Source organism: Methylocystis sp. S23 (assembly GCF_054106005.1).
Window position 1 is genome coordinate 3,759,727 of sequence record NZ_CM134185.1, and the last position, 13,900, is coordinate 3,773,626.

The 13,900-nt window shown below is 63.7% G+C and carries 14 protein-coding genes and 1 pseudogene; 7 read left to right on the plus strand and 8 right to left on the minus strand.

The window, feature by feature from the left end; genetic code table 11:
* The first annotated feature begins 165 nt into the window (after positions 1-165).
* The 6 genes and pseudogenes from ACV7JP_RS18505 (at position 166) to ACV7JP_RS18530 (ending at position 3,532) form a co-directional block, all read left to right on the plus strand.
* A pseudogene (locus ACV7JP_RS18505) lies at positions 166-506 on the plus strand (ArsR/SmtB family transcription factor).
* Positions 503-1,429 carry an SRPBCC family protein gene (locus tag ACV7JP_RS18510; protein ID WP_457797112.1) on the plus strand — a complete coding sequence of 309 codons (927 nt, stop codon included), beginning with the start codon at positions 503-505 and terminating at the stop codon, positions 1,427-1,429. The pseudogene ACV7JP_RS18505 and the gene ACV7JP_RS18510 overlap by 4 nt, the downstream one beginning before the upstream one ends.
* A 327-nt stretch (positions 1,430-1,756) precedes the next feature.
* Complete coding sequence (locus tag ACV7JP_RS18515; protein ID WP_457797113.1) at positions 1,757-2,326, plus strand: hypothetical protein; 570 nt, start codon at positions 1,757-1,759, stop codon at positions 2,324-2,326.
* The gene (locus ACV7JP_RS18520; protein ID WP_457797114.1) at positions 2,323-2,673 is read left to right on the plus strand and encodes a winged helix-turn-helix domain-containing protein; all 351 of its coding nucleotides are present in this window, start codon (positions 2,323-2,325) and stop codon (positions 2,671-2,673) included. The genes ACV7JP_RS18515 and ACV7JP_RS18520 overlap by 4 nt, the downstream gene beginning before the upstream one ends.
* On the plus strand, positions 2,666-3,226 hold the full coding sequence (locus ACV7JP_RS18525) for a methyltransferase domain-containing protein (RefSeq protein ID WP_457797115.1): 561 nt from the start codon (positions 2,666-2,668) through the stop codon (positions 3,224-3,226). The genes ACV7JP_RS18520 and ACV7JP_RS18525 overlap by 8 nt, the downstream gene beginning before the upstream one ends.
* Positions 3,227-3,286: 60 nt before the next feature.
* Positions 3,287-3,532 carry a hypothetical protein gene (locus tag ACV7JP_RS18530; protein WP_457797116.1) on the plus strand — a complete coding sequence of 82 codons (246 nt, stop codon included), beginning with the start codon at positions 3,287-3,289 and terminating at the stop codon, positions 3,530-3,532.
* Positions 3,533-3,763: 231 nt separating this feature from the next.
* On the opposite strand, the gene ACV7JP_RS18535 is transcribed toward ACV7JP_RS18530, so the two are convergent.
* On the minus strand, positions 3,764-4,537 hold the full coding sequence (locus tag ACV7JP_RS18535; RefSeq protein WP_457797117.1) for a site-specific integrase: 774 nt from the start codon (positions 4,535-4,537) through the stop codon (positions 3,764-3,766).
* Positions 4,538-4,931: 394 nt separating this feature from the next.
* Here ACV7JP_RS18535 and dusA point away from each other — a divergent pair, with 394 nt between their 5' ends.
* Complete coding sequence (gene dusA / locus ACV7JP_RS18540; RefSeq protein WP_457797118.1) at positions 4,932-5,945, plus strand: tRNA dihydrouridine(20/20a) synthase DusA; 1,014 nt, start codon at positions 4,932-4,934, stop codon at positions 5,943-5,945.
* Between the two features lies 1 nt (position 5,946).
* On the opposite strand, the gene cobS is transcribed toward dusA, so the two are convergent.
* The 7 genes from cobS to ACV7JP_RS18575 are packed head-to-tail and all read right to left on the minus strand — an operon-like array spanning position 5,947 to position 13,858.
* Positions 5,947-6,720, minus strand: a complete 774-nt coding sequence (gene cobS / locus ACV7JP_RS18545; protein ID WP_457797119.1) for an adenosylcobinamide-GDP ribazoletransferase — start codon at positions 6,718-6,720, stop codon at positions 5,947-5,949.
* Positions 6,721-6,775: 55 nt separating this feature from the next.
* Entirely contained in the window at positions 6,776-7,753 is a 978-nt protein-coding gene (locus ACV7JP_RS18550) for a type II secretion system F family protein (RefSeq protein WP_457797120.1), read from the minus strand.
* Between the two features lie 49 nt (positions 7,754-7,802).
* A complete protein-coding gene (locus ACV7JP_RS18555; protein ID WP_457797121.1) occupies positions 7,803-8,777 on the minus strand; it encodes a type II secretion system F family protein in 975 nt (324 codons plus the stop codon).
* Between the two features lie 24 nt (positions 8,778-8,801).
* Positions 8,802-10,238 carry a CpaF family protein gene (locus ACV7JP_RS18560; protein WP_457797122.1) on the minus strand — a complete coding sequence of 479 codons (1,437 nt, stop codon included), beginning with the start codon at positions 10,236-10,238 and terminating at the stop codon, positions 8,802-8,804.
* A gap of 50 nt (positions 10,239-10,288) precedes the next feature.
* Positions 10,289-11,554, minus strand: a complete 1,266-nt coding sequence (locus ACV7JP_RS18565; RefSeq protein ID WP_457797123.1) for an AAA family ATPase — start codon at positions 11,552-11,554, stop codon at positions 10,289-10,291.
* The gene (locus ACV7JP_RS18570) at positions 11,554-12,327 is read right to left on the minus strand and encodes a CpaD family pilus assembly protein (RefSeq protein WP_457797124.1); all 774 of its coding nucleotides are present in this window, start codon (positions 12,325-12,327) and stop codon (positions 11,554-11,556) included. Before ACV7JP_RS18570 ends, ACV7JP_RS18565 begins: the two co-directional genes overlap by 1 nt.
* Before the next feature lie 28 nt (positions 12,328-12,355).
* Complete coding sequence (locus ACV7JP_RS18575) at positions 12,356-13,858, minus strand: type II and III secretion system protein family protein (protein WP_457797125.1); 1,503 nt, start codon at positions 13,856-13,858, stop codon at positions 12,356-12,358.
* Positions 13,859-13,900 lie beyond the last annotated feature (42 nt).

Sequence of the window (13,900 nt, forward strand, 5' to 3'; positions counted from 1 at the left end):
CGCAACCCTATTTTTTGCGCTTCAATGACCAACTCACCCCCGCTCCGGAGCGCGAGCGCAACAGAAGCAGATTGTTCCAAGGGCGCGACGAGCCGGGGAGCAAACACTTAGCGATATGACGAAGTGTCTCTTGCGTCGCCGATAGACCGCATGATAGTTAGCTGTATGGCTAAGCATGATCCAGATCTCTCGCTGCTCTTCCACGCTCTGGCCGATCCGACCCGTCGATCGATCCTGACTCGACTCGCCGAAAGGCCCGCGCGGGTGACGGACTTGGCAGGCCCCACGGGCCTGAGTCTGCCCACGGTGATGCGGCACCTTTCCGTGCTTGAGGACGCAGGGTTGATCACCACGTCCAAGGACGGGCGGATACGCACCTGCGCCATCGTGCCCGAGGCGCTGGATCCGGCGCGAACATGGTTCGACGAGCAGCGGACCATCTGGGAAGCTCGCTCGATCGGCTGGATGCATTTGTGACGAACGCGATGAAGGAGCGCGCGAAATGACACCGAACCCGGATCCGAGCAGCACGACGCGTATGGGGCCTGATGACAGGAGGCGCCGTTTTGCGACGCTGACCTTCGAGCGGGACGTGGCCGCGCCGTCGTCGGCGCTGTGGCAGGCTTGGACGGCGCCGGCCGCGCGGGCGATCTGGGCCGCCCCCACGCCCTCGGTCACGGTGAAGTTCTTGGAGGCCGACACCAGGGTGGGCGGACGCGAGGTCTCGCTCTGCAAGGTCGAGGGCGAACCGGACATCCGCTGCGAGAACGGCTGGCTGGAGTTGCAGCCGGCGATATGCAGCGTGAACTACGAGGTGGTCTCGTCCGGGGGCGTGACGCAATCAGTAGCGCTGGTGACGGCGGATATCTCAGACGTGGGCGAGCGCAGCCGGCTGGTCGTGACGGTGCAGCTTTCATCGCTGGCCGGGGATATGGAGGCGGGCTACCGACAGGGTTTCGGCGCCGCACTGGACAATCTCGCAGGCGTGGCCGAGCGGACCATGGTGCTGCAGCGAGTGATACAGGCGCCGCGAACCATGGTCTGGAGCGCGTGGATGAACCCCGAGACGCTGCCGCAATGGTGGGGGCCGGAGGGGTTCTCCTGCCGAACGAAGAGGATCGACCTGCGAACGGGCGGCGAATGGGTGTTCGACATGATCGGGCCTGACGGCGCGGTCTTTCCGAACCACCATCTCTATGGCGAGGTCCGGCCCGAGGAGAGGATTGGTTATATGCTGCTATGGGGCGAGAACGGGCCGAAGCATGCCGACGCCTGGGTCTCGTTCGAGGATCAGGACGGGACGACGAGGGTGACGCTGGGCATGGTATTGAGCACGGCTGCCGAGTTTCGGGAGGCAAAGGCCTTCGGCGCCGTGGAATTGGGACTGCAAACTCTGGGCAAACTGGAGCGCTTCGTCACGTCCCGCTGAACCGCTACGGCTTCCCATCCGTTCGAAACGGGCTTGCCGAAATGAGACGACTTTGAGGAAGCGGCTCGCGTCGGCGATGGTCGTCATCCTCGGGGAAAGCCGAGGATCACGCCGACCATCGAGGCGACGGCGCGAGGGTCGTATGGATGGCGGATGTCCGACCTGGTGATGCCGCGGCGATTATCGAACCATTGATGACAAGGGCACGGCCGCGATGAAGACGACGCTCGATCGATAAGCGATCAAAGCGCCGCCTCGGCGCGTCGACCGTGTTGCGCAAGTCATTTACTCTGTGCTACAGAGTCCTCTACAAACACGGAGCCTCTCATGAACGGCGCACGTGACGGAGCCGCTGGTTCGCTCGCCCAGATAGCCATTGTCGAGCGGCGGACCAGAGCGGCGTTGGCGTATCGTCGTGCTGGCGCGTTCTTGATCCTCTGGGGCGCGTTGGTCGCCGTAGGAGCGGGAATCTCCGAGGCGCGCCCTGACCAAACTGGGGCAATCTGGTACGGCGTCGACGCGGCCGGTGTTCTCGGGACCGCCGCAATCGCGCTCTATCGACTCCGCATCGGGACGTTTGATCGCGCGGGCTGGCGGATCATCGTCGGTTTTCTCGTTCTCGGTGCCTATGGCGTCGCATGGTCATATCTTCTGGCGCCGGCCGGCCATGATCGCCTCGCGGTCTTTTGGGCGACGCTGATGATGTTGGGCTATGTCGTCGCCGGCCTGTGGCGAGGACCGCTTTTCGCCGTCCTCGGACTCGTCGGAACAGCGATGAGCTTCGCAGCTTTCCTGTTCGCGGGAGCATGGCTGCACGCATGGATCGGCGCGACATATGTAGTCGCCTTCGTGCTCGGCGGTTTCTGGCTGTATCGACACGGCGTCGGCGAGCGATGAAGCCCAACGAAATAATTCACCAGTCGATGCGCCTTCGGATCATGGCGTCGCTCAACGTCCTCGGGCCGGGGGAGTGGATCGAATTCACCCGTTTGCGCGCGATCGTCAGCGCGACAGACGGGAATCTGGGCGCGCATCTCGAAACGCTCGGCCAAGCGGGATATGTGGCCGTCGAAAAGAAATTCGTCGGCAAGAAACCGCAGACCCGCGTGCGCGCGACGAGCGTCGGGCGCCGCGCGTTCTCGGCTCATGTCGCCTATTTGCGGGCGCTGCTCGACGAGCCGGTTCGCGCCGATCCGACGGATGGAGCGAGAAGCTCACGACATTGGAGCAAGACTGATGGCTGAACATTCCGTGTGCCCCTGGTGGATGGGCTATTTGCTCGCAAGCCCCCTTCGCAAGCTGCTTCAAGATCCCGCTCTCATCCTAGCGCCCTATGTGCGCGCCGGAATGACCGTGCTCGAGCCCGGTCCGGGAATGGGTTTTTTCACGCTCGAGGCCGCGCGCATGGTCGGCCCCACCGGCCATGTCGTCGCGGTGGATGCGCAACCGAAGATGATCGACGGACTGAGGCGCCGAGCGCAAAGAGCGGGTCTGCTCGATCGTATAGACGCTCGTGTCTGTCCGATAAATTCGATGGCTCTGAACGACCTGGATAGCTCGGTCGATTTTACTTTCGCTTTCGCAGTCGTGCATGAGACGCCTTCGACCGAAGGTTTCTTCGCCGAAACGGCGAGGGCCATGAAGAAGGGCGCCAGTCTCCTGCTCGCCGAACCAGACGGTCACGTCGGCGAAGCCGAATTCGCGGGAGAACTCTCGGCCGCCGCCGCAAATGGTCTGAAGGTCGTCGATCGTCCTTCCATAAAGCGTTGCGTCGCCGCGCTGCTGGAAAAGGAATGATTAGAGCGATGAGAACGGCAATCCGGACGTCGGCTTTCCGCCGCCGGCTCACGAGGCCTCATGGCCTCGCCTCTTGACGCCGCGAGCGCGTGGACCCGCGCGGCGCGCAATGCGACGGTCGCGCTCGCGTCCGCGGCGTATCTTTGCGCGTCCTGCCCGAGGTCGGACGACACGCGTGCGGGCGACTCGGACACGCGTGTGGGCGACTCGACGGACGGACCCGCGGTTTCTGAATATGTCGAGAAGGATGACGGCGCGCACCTCTATCTCGAGGCGCGCGGCGATCACGCGAACGCCCCTCTCTGATCTGGCTGCACGGCGGCCCAGGAGGCGCCGATTTTGGCAGACCCTCGTCGCTGGCTCTTATCGGTAGTCGCATATCCGCAGGCTCAGAACTCGGCAAACTCCCTCCTTGCTGACCCCTTGCTACGAATTTTTCTGCTTCTAATAGATAACTGTATTTGCGCTATAAAATAGGTCAATAACTCGCGACTGAAAATCCGGGTGTTGGTTCCCACAGCCCATCGCGCACGGATTTCACGCCGCCACACCACTCTTCCGGGCATGCAACTGCTCGGGTTTGAGATGCGTATATCGTCGAAGCATCTTCCAGTCTCGATGCCCTGTGACGAGCGCCACTTGCTCGATCGAAAAGCCAGCCTCGAAGAGGCGGCTCGCGCCTTCATGCCGTAAATCGTGAAAATGAAGGTCGGAAATCTTGAGGGCGCGACATGTCCGACGAAACGCCGTCCCTACCGACCGGCTGTTATACGGAAAAATTCGACCCTTGCTGCTTTTCGAGGCTTCCTTCTGCTCGTGAACGAGAGCGCATGCGTCATAGCCGCTCACGCCGAGAAGCGGAATCTTCTGATTGTTTCCCGACTTCCGGCGCGGGTCTTTCCGATCTCTGACGAGAAGCATCTTATGGTCGGGATCGAAATCCTCCCATGCGACGCGGCAAATTTCATCGAGCCGCATCGCAGTCGCGATCGCGAAGCGCACGATTCGTCCCAACGGAATTGTCAGCTTCGGCGTCAAATCGGCTCGTGCGATAATGCGATCGATTTCGTCCTGCGTCGGCCGGCGATCGCGTTCGTTTCCCTTCCCGACCAATCCCAGACGGTTCAGCGCAATGCGTGCGAGATCGGTCGGCTCCGTCGAAAGCTGGATGCCGTGAACCGCCGCCGCGTGCGACAAGATCGTTTTGACATAGCCGAGGTCGATGCCGAGCGTGACGGGACCCGCTCCTTCCTTCGCTCTATCTCGACCGAATTGAATGAGCCGCTCTCGATCCAGCTCTGAAATTTTCAATCGCCCAAGGCGACGCTCGAGAGACTTGAGGCTCGCGGCTTTCGACCGACCGATCCGCTTTCCGACTTCCGCGAGATCGTCTCTATGGAGTCGGACGAGATCGCCGAATGTTCGAGCTTCCTTGCGCGCGCGCTTCGAAGGCGACTCGCCACGGTCGATCCGGCGCTCTATGTCGAGCGCCCACTCCTCCGCGTCGCGCCGGCGGAGAAACGTCTCGTTGACATATTTCCCCTTGCGTCGAACTTGAGCGCGCCAGGAGCCGGATTTGAGCCTCGTGAAGGTCGCCATTTCGTGTGCGCTCTGTGTGCACTGAGAAGTCGAAAAGGAGCGAAAAGTGTCGTATCGAGGCGTACCGGAGAGTGCACACGACCCGACCTATGGCCTTGAGACTAAAATGAAATCGCTTACAAATCAAGACATTAGATTCTCTACCGCGCCTATGATGGATTGGACGGATCGCCACTGTCGTTACTTCCACCGCATCCTCTCGCGGCGCGCGCGCCTCTATACGGAGATGCTCACGACCGGCGCGGTCATCCACGGCGATCGCGCGCGTCTCATGGGCTTCGACGCCTTCGAACAGCCTGTCGCCTTCCAGCTCGGCGGCTCGGAGCCGGGCGATCTTGCGAAGGCGGCGAAAGCCGTGGCCGAGTTCGGCTATGCGGAAATCAACCTCAATGTCGGCTGTCCGTCCGATCGCGTGCAGAACGGCGCCTTCGGCGCCTGCCTGATGCTGCGTCCCACCCTCGTCGCCGATTGCGTGAAGGCGATGAAGGACGCCGTATCCATCCCCGTCACCGTCAAATGCCGCATCGGCGTCGACGATCAGGAGCCCGAGCAAGCGCTCTTCGACATGGCCGCGCATTGCGTCGCGGCCGGCGCCGACGCGCTCTTCGTCCATGCGCGCAAGGCCTGGCTGAAAGGGCTGTCGCCCAAGGAAAACCGGGACATTCCGCCGCTCGATTACCCGCTCGTGCATCGGCTCAAGCGCGCATTTCCGGACACGCTCATTGCGATCAATGGCGGGCTCGCGGCCATAGAGGAGATGCGCGCGCAGCTCGAAATCATGGATGGCGTGATGATCGGCCGCGCCGCCTATCACGATCCCGGCCTGCTGCTTTCGGTCGATCCGGAATTCTTCGGCGAGGCGCCGCCCGTCGGCGACGCTTTCGCGGCCGTCGACGCTTTCATCCCCTATATCGAAAGGGAGCTGGCCAAAGGCGAGAAGCTCTCCAGCGTCACGCGCCACATGCTCGGCCTCTTCGCCGGCCTCCCCGGCGCGCGGAGCTTCCGCCGCAGGCTGGCGCTCGATGCGGTCAAGCCCGGCGCGGGCGTGGAGGTTCTGGCGCGCGCCGTTCAGGAAGTGACCGACGCCGTCTCCCGCATGCGCGACGCCAACGCGGCCTGACTCACGCCGCCGACAAGGCGATGAGGAGGCCGATCTCGGCCGCCTGCTGCGCGGCGCCGAGCACGTCGCCCGTATAACCGCCGATCTGCCGCTCGGCGAGCTTCGACACGCCGAGCGCGCCGCCCACCGCCGCGATTTGCGCGACCACCGTCTGCGCGAGAGTCGCGCCCCCGAACAAAGGCGCCAGCGCGATGGCGCCTCCAATATAGAGCGCGCGCCGCAGCGCGGTGGGAGACGGCGTCGGCGCCGAGGCGCCCGCGCCGTCGCTCCGCGCCGGAAGCAGCGTCACCAAAGGGATCAGTCCGACCGCGCGCGACAAGGCCGCGGCCGCGACGATCGAGAAAACGGCTCGGAACACCCCGCCCTCCAAAATCGCCGCAAGCGCGGAGACGCGCAGCAGGCTCGTCACGAAAAGCGCCAGCGCCCCATAGGCGCCGAGGCGGCTGTCGCGCATGATCGAAAGCTTCTGATCGCGCGTCGCTCCCCCGCCGAAACCGTCCGCGACATCGGCGAGTCCGTCCTCATGCAAGGCCCCCGTCGCAAATGCGAGCGCGCCGATCGCGCATGTGGCGGCGACGAGCGGCGGAAGATGGAGAATGCTCGCGATCAGGATCGCGCCGGCGCCGATCGCGCCGATGATCGCGCCGGCGATCGGCGTCGCCCAGCTCGCGCGCGCGAAATCCGGCATGACATAGCCGTCGGCTCCCGGCGGAACCGGCAGGCGCGAATAAAAGCTGAGACAGGCGCGTATGTCGTCGGCGATCGTCGAAGCCATGAGATAGTCATGGACGAAGGCGCCCGACTTGTCGAGCGCCTCCTCGCCTTCCCTCTCAGCCCGCAGTCTGCATCACCTGGATGGCGGCCGGCGACAGCACCACGACCATGAGAACCGGCAGAAAGAACACGATCATCGGCACGGTGAGCTTCGGCGGCAAAGCGGCGGCCTTCTTTTCGGCCTCCAGCAAGCGCATATCTCGGCTTTCCTGCGCGGTGACGCGCAGCGCCTGACCGAGCGGCGTGCCGTATTTCTCGGCCTGGATGAGCACGGTCGAAATCTGCTTGACGCTTTCGAGGCCCGTGCGCGCCGCGAGATTGGCGTAGGCGGTGCGGCGATCCGGCAGATAGGAAAGCTCCGCCGTGGCGAGCGCGAATTCCTCGGCGAGCGGAATCGACTGCGCGCCGATCTCCTGGCCGACCTTGCGGAAGGCGTGCTCGATCGACATGCCGGACTCGACGCAGATCAGCATCAGGTCGAGCGCGTCCGGAAAAGCGCGCTGCATCGACATCTGGCGATTGGCGATCGTGTTGCTGATGAAAAGCTCCGGCGCCTTGATGCCGAGATAGGTGGCGCCGATCACGATCGCGATCTGCATGAGGCCGCCCATTTCCGGGTCGCCCAGGAAAAAGATGTAGAGCAAAGCCGCGAGAAAGAAGCCGATCGGCGACACAAGCCGGAAAAAGAGAAAGGCGATTTCCGCCTGCGGACCGCGGAAGCCCGCCGAGGCGAGCTTCATCTTCGCGTCTTCCGTGTTCAGCCATTTGGAGAGCGAGAACCTGTCCACAATGTTCTTCATATACGCCTTCGGTTCATACCGAAGGCCCTTGCTCTGCTGCTGATTCTTGGCCAGCGCGCGCTCGCGCTGGCGAATGCGCTCGCGCTCGCTGGAGACGCTCTTCATGCGCTTCTCGAGCGTATCCGTGTTGAGGAGCGGCATCGCCAGCGTGATGATCGTCGCAATGACGGCGATGGCCGTCAGCGCGCTGACGGCGAACTGTGTGCTCGTGACATTCTCGATAATCTCGTTCATCCTGCAAGCCTCGCCGGTCGAACCGCCGCTTCTTTTGTCTTCGCTTCCGTCAGATGTCGAAGTTGATCATCTTACGCATGATGAAGATGCCGATACACATCCACAGCAGCCCGCAGGCGATGATGATCTTGCCAATATTGGTGGTGAACAGGATCATTATATAGGACGGCGTGGTGAGATAGACCGCGCCGCCGACGAGGAAGGGCAGGCTGCCGATGATGCCCGCCGAGGATTTCGCCTCGGAGGACATGGCTTTCACCTTGCCTTTCATCTTCTTGCGGTCGCGCAGCACGCGGGAAAGATTCGTCAGCGCCTCGGAGAGATTGCCGCCGGCCTTCTGCTGAATGTTGATGACGATCGAGAAGAAGGACGCCTCCGGCACCGGAACGCGCTCCGCGAAGCGTTCGACCGCCTCTCCGATGGAAAGGCCGATCGTCTGGGATTCGACGATGCGCCTGAACTCGCTGCGCACGGGCTCCTGCCCTTCGCTCGCGATCATCCGAAAGCAGTCGGCGACCGGCAGACCAGCCTTGACGCCGCGAATGACGACGTCGATCGCGCCTGGAAACTCCTCGATGAACTGAGCGATGCGGCGCTTGCGCAGAAAGGCGAGCGCCCAATTCGGAATGCCGAATATGCCGACCGCGACGCCGCCCGCGGCGATGATCGGATCGCCGTTCACGACGAAAATGAAGAAGCCCAGCATCAGGCCGAAGGCGACCGAGCCGATAAGAAAGCCCTGCTTGGTCCAGGTCAGGCCCGCCTGCGTGATGCGCGTCTCGAGATCGACTCGCTTCTTCTTGTTCTTTTCCTCGACTTCCTTGAGGCTCTCGGCGATCATCTTGCGGCGCTTGGCCGGGTCGGTTCCCCTGCCGGCGACGGAACGTTCCGACGATCCGCTCATCAGCGCCTTCTGGCGCTTTTGCGCTTTGATGTCTCCCGAGAGATAGGGATAGACAAGGGCGTACATCAGGCCCGCCACCGCGATCCCGATCAGCAAGACAACGATGAGCTGCTGATTCATGAACTCAAGCTCCTCGGCTTGTTCTTATTCCTCGTCGCGCACTTCCGAGGCGTCGAGCGCGGCGGCGAGCCGTTCGTCGTCGCCATAATAGCGCGCGCGCTCCCAGAAGCGCGGGCGGCCGATGCCCGTCGAGCGGTGACGGCCGATGATCTTGCCGTTCGCGTCCTCACCGAGGATTTCGTAAACGAAGAGGTCCTGCATGGTGACCACATCGCCCTCGAGACCCATCACTTCCGTGATGTGGGTGATGCGGCGCGAGCCGTCGCGCAGGCGCGCGGCCTGGATGATGACGTCGACCGAGGAGACGATCATGTCGCGAATGGTCTTCGCGGGCAGCGAGAAGCCGCCCATGGTGATCATCGACTCGAGACGGCCCAGGGCCTCGCGCGGCGAGTTGGCGTGGAGCGTTCCCATTGAGCCGTCATGGCCCGTATTCATCGCCTGCAGAAGATCGAAGGCCTCCGGTCCGCGAACCTCGCCCACGATGATGCGTTCGGGACGCATGCGCAGACAGTTCTTGACGAGATCGCGCATGGTGACGGCGCCCTGCCCTTCAAGATTTGGCGGACGCGTCTCCAGGCGCACGACATGCGGCTGCTGCAATTGCAGCTCGGCGGCGTCCTCGCAGGTGATGACGCGTTCGTCGGCCTCGATATAGTTCGTCAGACAATTGAGCAGCGTCGTCTTGCCCGAGCCCGTGCCGCCCGAAATCAGCACGTTGCAGCGCACGCGGCCGATAATCTTGAGCACCTCGCCGCCCTCGGGGGAAATCGCGCCGAATCTGATGAGCTGATCGAGGGTGAGCTTGTCCCTCTTGAACTTACGGATGGTGAGCGCGGGACCGTCGATCGCGAGCGGCGGCGCGATGACGTTGACGCGGGAGCCGTCGAGCAGGCGCGCGTCGCAGATCGGCGAGGCGTCGTCCACGCGGCGGCCGACCTGCGAGACGATGCGCTGGCAGATGTTCATCAGTTGCGAGTTGTCGCGGAAGCGAATGTTCGTCAACTGAATCTTGCCGCCGACTTCGATGTAGGTCTTGAAGGCGCCGTTGACCATGATGTCCGCAATGTCGTCGCGCGCGAGCAGAGGCTCCAGCGGGCCATAGCCGAGAACGTCGTTGCAGATATCGTCGAGCAGCTCCTCCTGCTCGGCGATCGACATGACGACATTCTTGATCGCGATGATTTCGTTGACGATGTCACGGATTTCCTCGCGCGCGTTTTCCGGATCGAGCTTGGAGAGCTGCGCAAGGTCGATGGCCTCGATCAGCGCGCCGAAAATGACGCTTTTCGTGACGTAATATTCTTCGGACCTCTTCTGCTCGGGAGGCGCCGGCTGCGCGGGCGCCAACTCCAGGGCCGGCGCGACGGGCAAAGGCAATTGCGGCTTCACCGCCGCGGGCGCAGCGGGTCCGCGCGGGCGGGCCGCCGCTTCGCCGACATTCGTACGCTTTCCGAACATTGCCGATTACCTTTGCGTTACCTGTGCGTCATCTCGAAGGTTCGAAGCCGTCAGCTCGCCTTCTTGCGGGCCGAGAGCCGTTCGAGGAGCGGCGAAAGAAGCGTTTTCTTGGCGCGACGCGCCGCCGTCCGGCCCATCAGGAGACGACCGATGTCGTCGAGCGTCTCGACGATCTTCGATCCCGTCTCCACCTCCGCGAGCATCTGCCCGTTATTCGCCGCCGTGCCGAAGAGCTTGGGCTCGAAGGGGACGACGCCGAAGGGTTCTATCTCGATCGCCTTGGCGAATTCCGAGAGCGAAATCTCCGGACGGCGGGGAACGCCGACCATGTTGAGAATGACGCGCGGCGGATGATCGTTGACGCGGGCGACGCGAAGCGAATCGATGATCGTCTTGGTGTTGCGCAGATTTGCGAGATCAGGCGCGGAAACGATGACGACCTCGTCCGCCGCCACGAGCACGCGTTTCGTCCATCCCGCCCATTGATGCGGAACGTCCAGTATGGAGCACGGGGTCGTGGAACGGAGTATGTCGAGCGTCGCGTCGAAAGCCTGCTCCGGCAGATCGTAGAGACGGTCGATCGTCGCCGGCGCCGCGAGAATGCTGAGCGTGTTGCTGCATTTCGAGAGCAGGCGGTCGACGAAGGCCGTGTCGAGCCGCTCCGGCGAGAACACCGCGTCCGCGACGCCCTGCGGAGGATCCTGGTTGAAATCGAGGCCCGCGGTGCCGAAGGGCAGATCGAGATCGACGATGACCGTCTGATATTCGAGAAGGCGCGAAATCGACCAGGCGAGATTGTGAGCGATCGTCGAGGCGCCGACGCCGCCCTTGGCGCCGACCACCGCGATCGTGCGGCCGAGAACGTCCGAGGCGGGACCGTTGTAGAGATGCGACACTTGCGAGATGAAGCTCAGCACTTCGAGCGGCGCGACGACATAGTCGCTGACGCCGCGCGACGTCAGCTCGCGATAGAGGGCGATGTCGTTCTCGTGGCCGATGACCATCACCTTGGTTCCCGCGTCGCAGAACTCCGCGAGATTGTCGAGCTGGTCCATCAGCGTGGCGCGATCGGCGAAGCTCTCGAGAACGATGAGATTCGGCGTCGGGGCCGTACGATAGGCCTCGATGGCGGCGGGAAGGCCGCCCATGTGAACCTTCACATGGGCCTTGCTCATCCGGCGGTCGGTCGCGGCGCTTTCAATGACGCCCGCGACATCCTGCGACTCGCAGAAGGCCTGGATCGAGATGCGCGGAACCGGCGCGATCTGGTTCGCGGCGTCGTTATGCGACGCGCGATCGACTGCTGTGTCTGACATTACGAGCCCCCACCCACACTGCTGATATCGCTCGCCTTGAGACGCCAGACCGTGCTCGGATCCTCGCCGCGGCGCATTTTGTTGATGCTGCGCATCCGCATCTCGATGTCGGAAGCCGTTTCGCCGCGCGGATTGGCGAGATCGCGGGGGTCCGCGACCTGTGCGGAAAGGGTCGATTGCGACGCGCAGCCGAAATTCCAGTAGGTTTCGTTCTGCCAGCCGTCGATCGACGAGCCGGAGGCGAGATCCCTCGGCCATTCGCCGCAGCGCCCCGCCACCTTGGCCTTGATCGACTGGAAGGACAGCCGGATCGGCGCGGCGAGCTTGGGATCGCTCACCGGGTAAGTCCCCACCAGTATGTTGCCGCCGAGACCGGCCGCGGCGAGCGCATGGCGCACCGCGCCCGCTTCGCCTGCGCTGGCTTGCGCGGCGGCGCTGCCGACCGGAGTCAGCATCGTCACCTGGCCATGTCCCAGTTCCCGATAGCGCGCCACGAATTCGCGAATTCGACCTTTCGTTTCCGGATCGACACGCCCGCGAATCGACGCGGGGAAGATGTCGAGAACCTGGGGCGCGTCGCCGAGAACCACCGGATGCCGATCATGATAGTCATAGGGCGTGACCGGCGGAGGCAGAGTCCTTTGCACGCCGCAGGCGCCGAGCGGAGCGGCCAGGAGCAATGCGAGGACTCTGCCAGTCCGAAGCGCGTCGCGCCGCTTCGTGCCGCGCGCGAACCCGCCCGGCGTCCTCGCGATTTCGATATTGGTGGACATTGTCATGATCCCTCGCGGCCGTCGCGCGTTAATCGTGAATGAAACCGATGCGGCCCTTGAAGTTCTGCATCATCTGCGGATTGCTCCGCGTCGAGTAGATCCGGTTCACGCGGCCGAGCAGCCAGCCCTGCGGATCGCTGGCGTCGGCGAGATTGTCGTCGGGCCTCGCGACTTCCTGCTGGGTGAGCGCGCGAGCGATATAGGGCGTCACGACGACGAGCAGCTCCGTCTCGTTGCGCAGATAGTCGCGCGAGCGGAAGAGCGCGCCGAGGATCGGCAGGTTCAGAAGGCCCGGAACGCCGGTGATCGCCTGCGCGGATTTCTGCGTGAGCAGGCCCGCCGTCGCGATCGATCCGCCGGAGGGCAATTCGACGGTCGTCTCGTTCTTGCGGGTCTTGAAGCCCGGCACGGTGACGTTGGCGTAGGTAAAGCTGTTCTGAACGTCGACCTCGGTGACTTCCGTGGCGAGACGCAGCGAGATGCGTCCTTCCGAGAGGACCACCGGAATGAAATTCAGCGACACGCCGTAGGGCTTGAAGACGATGCCGGGCGTGCAGACGGGCTGGAAGCCGCCGGTCGAGACGGTACAGGCGCCGGACCCCGGCACGGCGATCTCGCCGCCGACGAGCATCTTCGCCTGTTCGCCGGAAATCGCGGTGACCGTCGGTTCGGCGAGAATGCGCGTCACGCCGTAGCGCTCGAACGCCTTCAAGGTCGCGCGCGTGTCGTTCGGCCCGTTGATGATCAGCGCGGTGTTCGACACGATCGGATTGACCGCGAAGGGGTTCTCGGAGATGAACTTGCCCCACCCGCCGCTGAGGAGCGTGTCGCCGCCCGATTGGGCCGAGAAGCCGAGCTGCTTGATGACCTTGCGCTCGACTTCGGCGACGGTGACCTTCAGCATCACCTGCTCTTCGCCGCGGATCGTCATGGCGTTGATGACGTTGCCGTCCGCCGAACCGCCGACGCCGCCGGGCATGGAGGTCGACGACGCGCCGCCGGTCACCCCGGAGCCGCTCATGGCGCGAGAGGCGAAGCCCTTCGCGATGTCCACGGCCCGCTGCGCCTCGCCGGCGGAGCCGACATCGCCCGTCAGAATGATGATGTCGTTCACCGTCCGCGCGACGATGTTTGTTTTCGGCAAAGCCGCCTTCAACAGCGGCATCAATTCGCCGACGTCGCGGCCGATGCTGATTTCAAGATTGGCGACTTGCCTGCCGCCGGCGTCGAGGCCGATGATCGTCGTCTGCCCGGCCTCGCCGCCCATGACATAGATTTTGCGGGGCGTTCTCACGACCGCGTCCGCGATCTTGGGATTGCCGACCACGATTTCGGTCACGTCGCGAGGGAGGTCGACGATCATCGACTTGCCGACGCCCATCGAGATGCGCCGCGCCAGCATCGCGCTCGAGTCCGCCTCGATGCCTGCGGGGTACGGCCCCTGCGCCAAAGCCGGCGCAGGCGCGCTCGCCGCCGCGATTGCGATCGCCGCCGCCGCGGCGCCGACCAGATTCTGCACCAAGCGGCTCATATGCGGCGCTCCTCGCAATTGGTTGGATTTCGGATATGAGGA

Coding starts and splice junctions, on each gene's coding strand:
- ACV7JP_RS18575 (WP_457797125.1), bottom strand. CDS start 13,858: ATGAGCCGCTTGGTGCAGAATCTGGTCGGCGCCGCGGCGGCGGCGATC.
- ACV7JP_RS18525 (WP_457797115.1), top strand. CDS start 2,666: ATGGCTGAACATTCCGTGTGCCCCTGGTGGATGGGCTATTTGCTCGCA.
- ACV7JP_RS18550 (WP_457797120.1), bottom strand. CDS start 7,753: ATGAACGAGATTATCGAGAATGTCACGAGCACACAGTTCGCCGTCAGC.
- ACV7JP_RS18565 (WP_457797123.1), bottom strand. CDS start 11,554: ATGTCAGACACAGCAGTCGATCGCGCGTCGCATAACGACGCCGCGAAC.
- dusA (WP_457797118.1), top strand. CDS start 4,932: ATGAAATCGCTTACAAATCAAGACATTAGATTCTCTACCGCGCCTATG.
- ACV7JP_RS18510 (WP_457797112.1), top strand. CDS start 503: ATGACACCGAACCCGGATCCGAGCAGCACGACGCGTATGGGGCCTGAT.
- ACV7JP_RS18555 (WP_457797121.1), bottom strand. CDS start 8,777: ATGAATCAGCAGCTCATCGTTGTCTTGCTGATCGGGATCGCGGTGGCG.
- ACV7JP_RS18520 (WP_457797114.1), top strand. CDS start 2,323: ATGAAGCCCAACGAAATAATTCACCAGTCGATGCGCCTTCGGATCATG.
- ACV7JP_RS18570 (WP_457797124.1), bottom strand. CDS start 12,327: ATGTCCACCAATATCGAAATCGCGAGGACGCCGGGCGGGTTCGCGCGC.
- ACV7JP_RS18515 (WP_457797113.1), top strand. CDS start 1,757: ATGAACGGCGCACGTGACGGAGCCGCTGGTTCGCTCGCCCAGATAGCC.
- ACV7JP_RS18530 (WP_457797116.1), top strand. CDS start 3,287: ATGGCCTCGCCTCTTGACGCCGCGAGCGCGTGGACCCGCGCGGCGCGC.
- cobS (WP_457797119.1), bottom strand. CDS start 6,720: ATGGCTTCGACGATCGCCGACGACATACGCGCCTGTCTCAGCTTTTAT.
- ACV7JP_RS18560 (WP_457797122.1), bottom strand. CDS start 10,238: ATGTTCGGAAAGCGTACGAATGTCGGCGAAGCGGCGGCCCGCCCGCGC.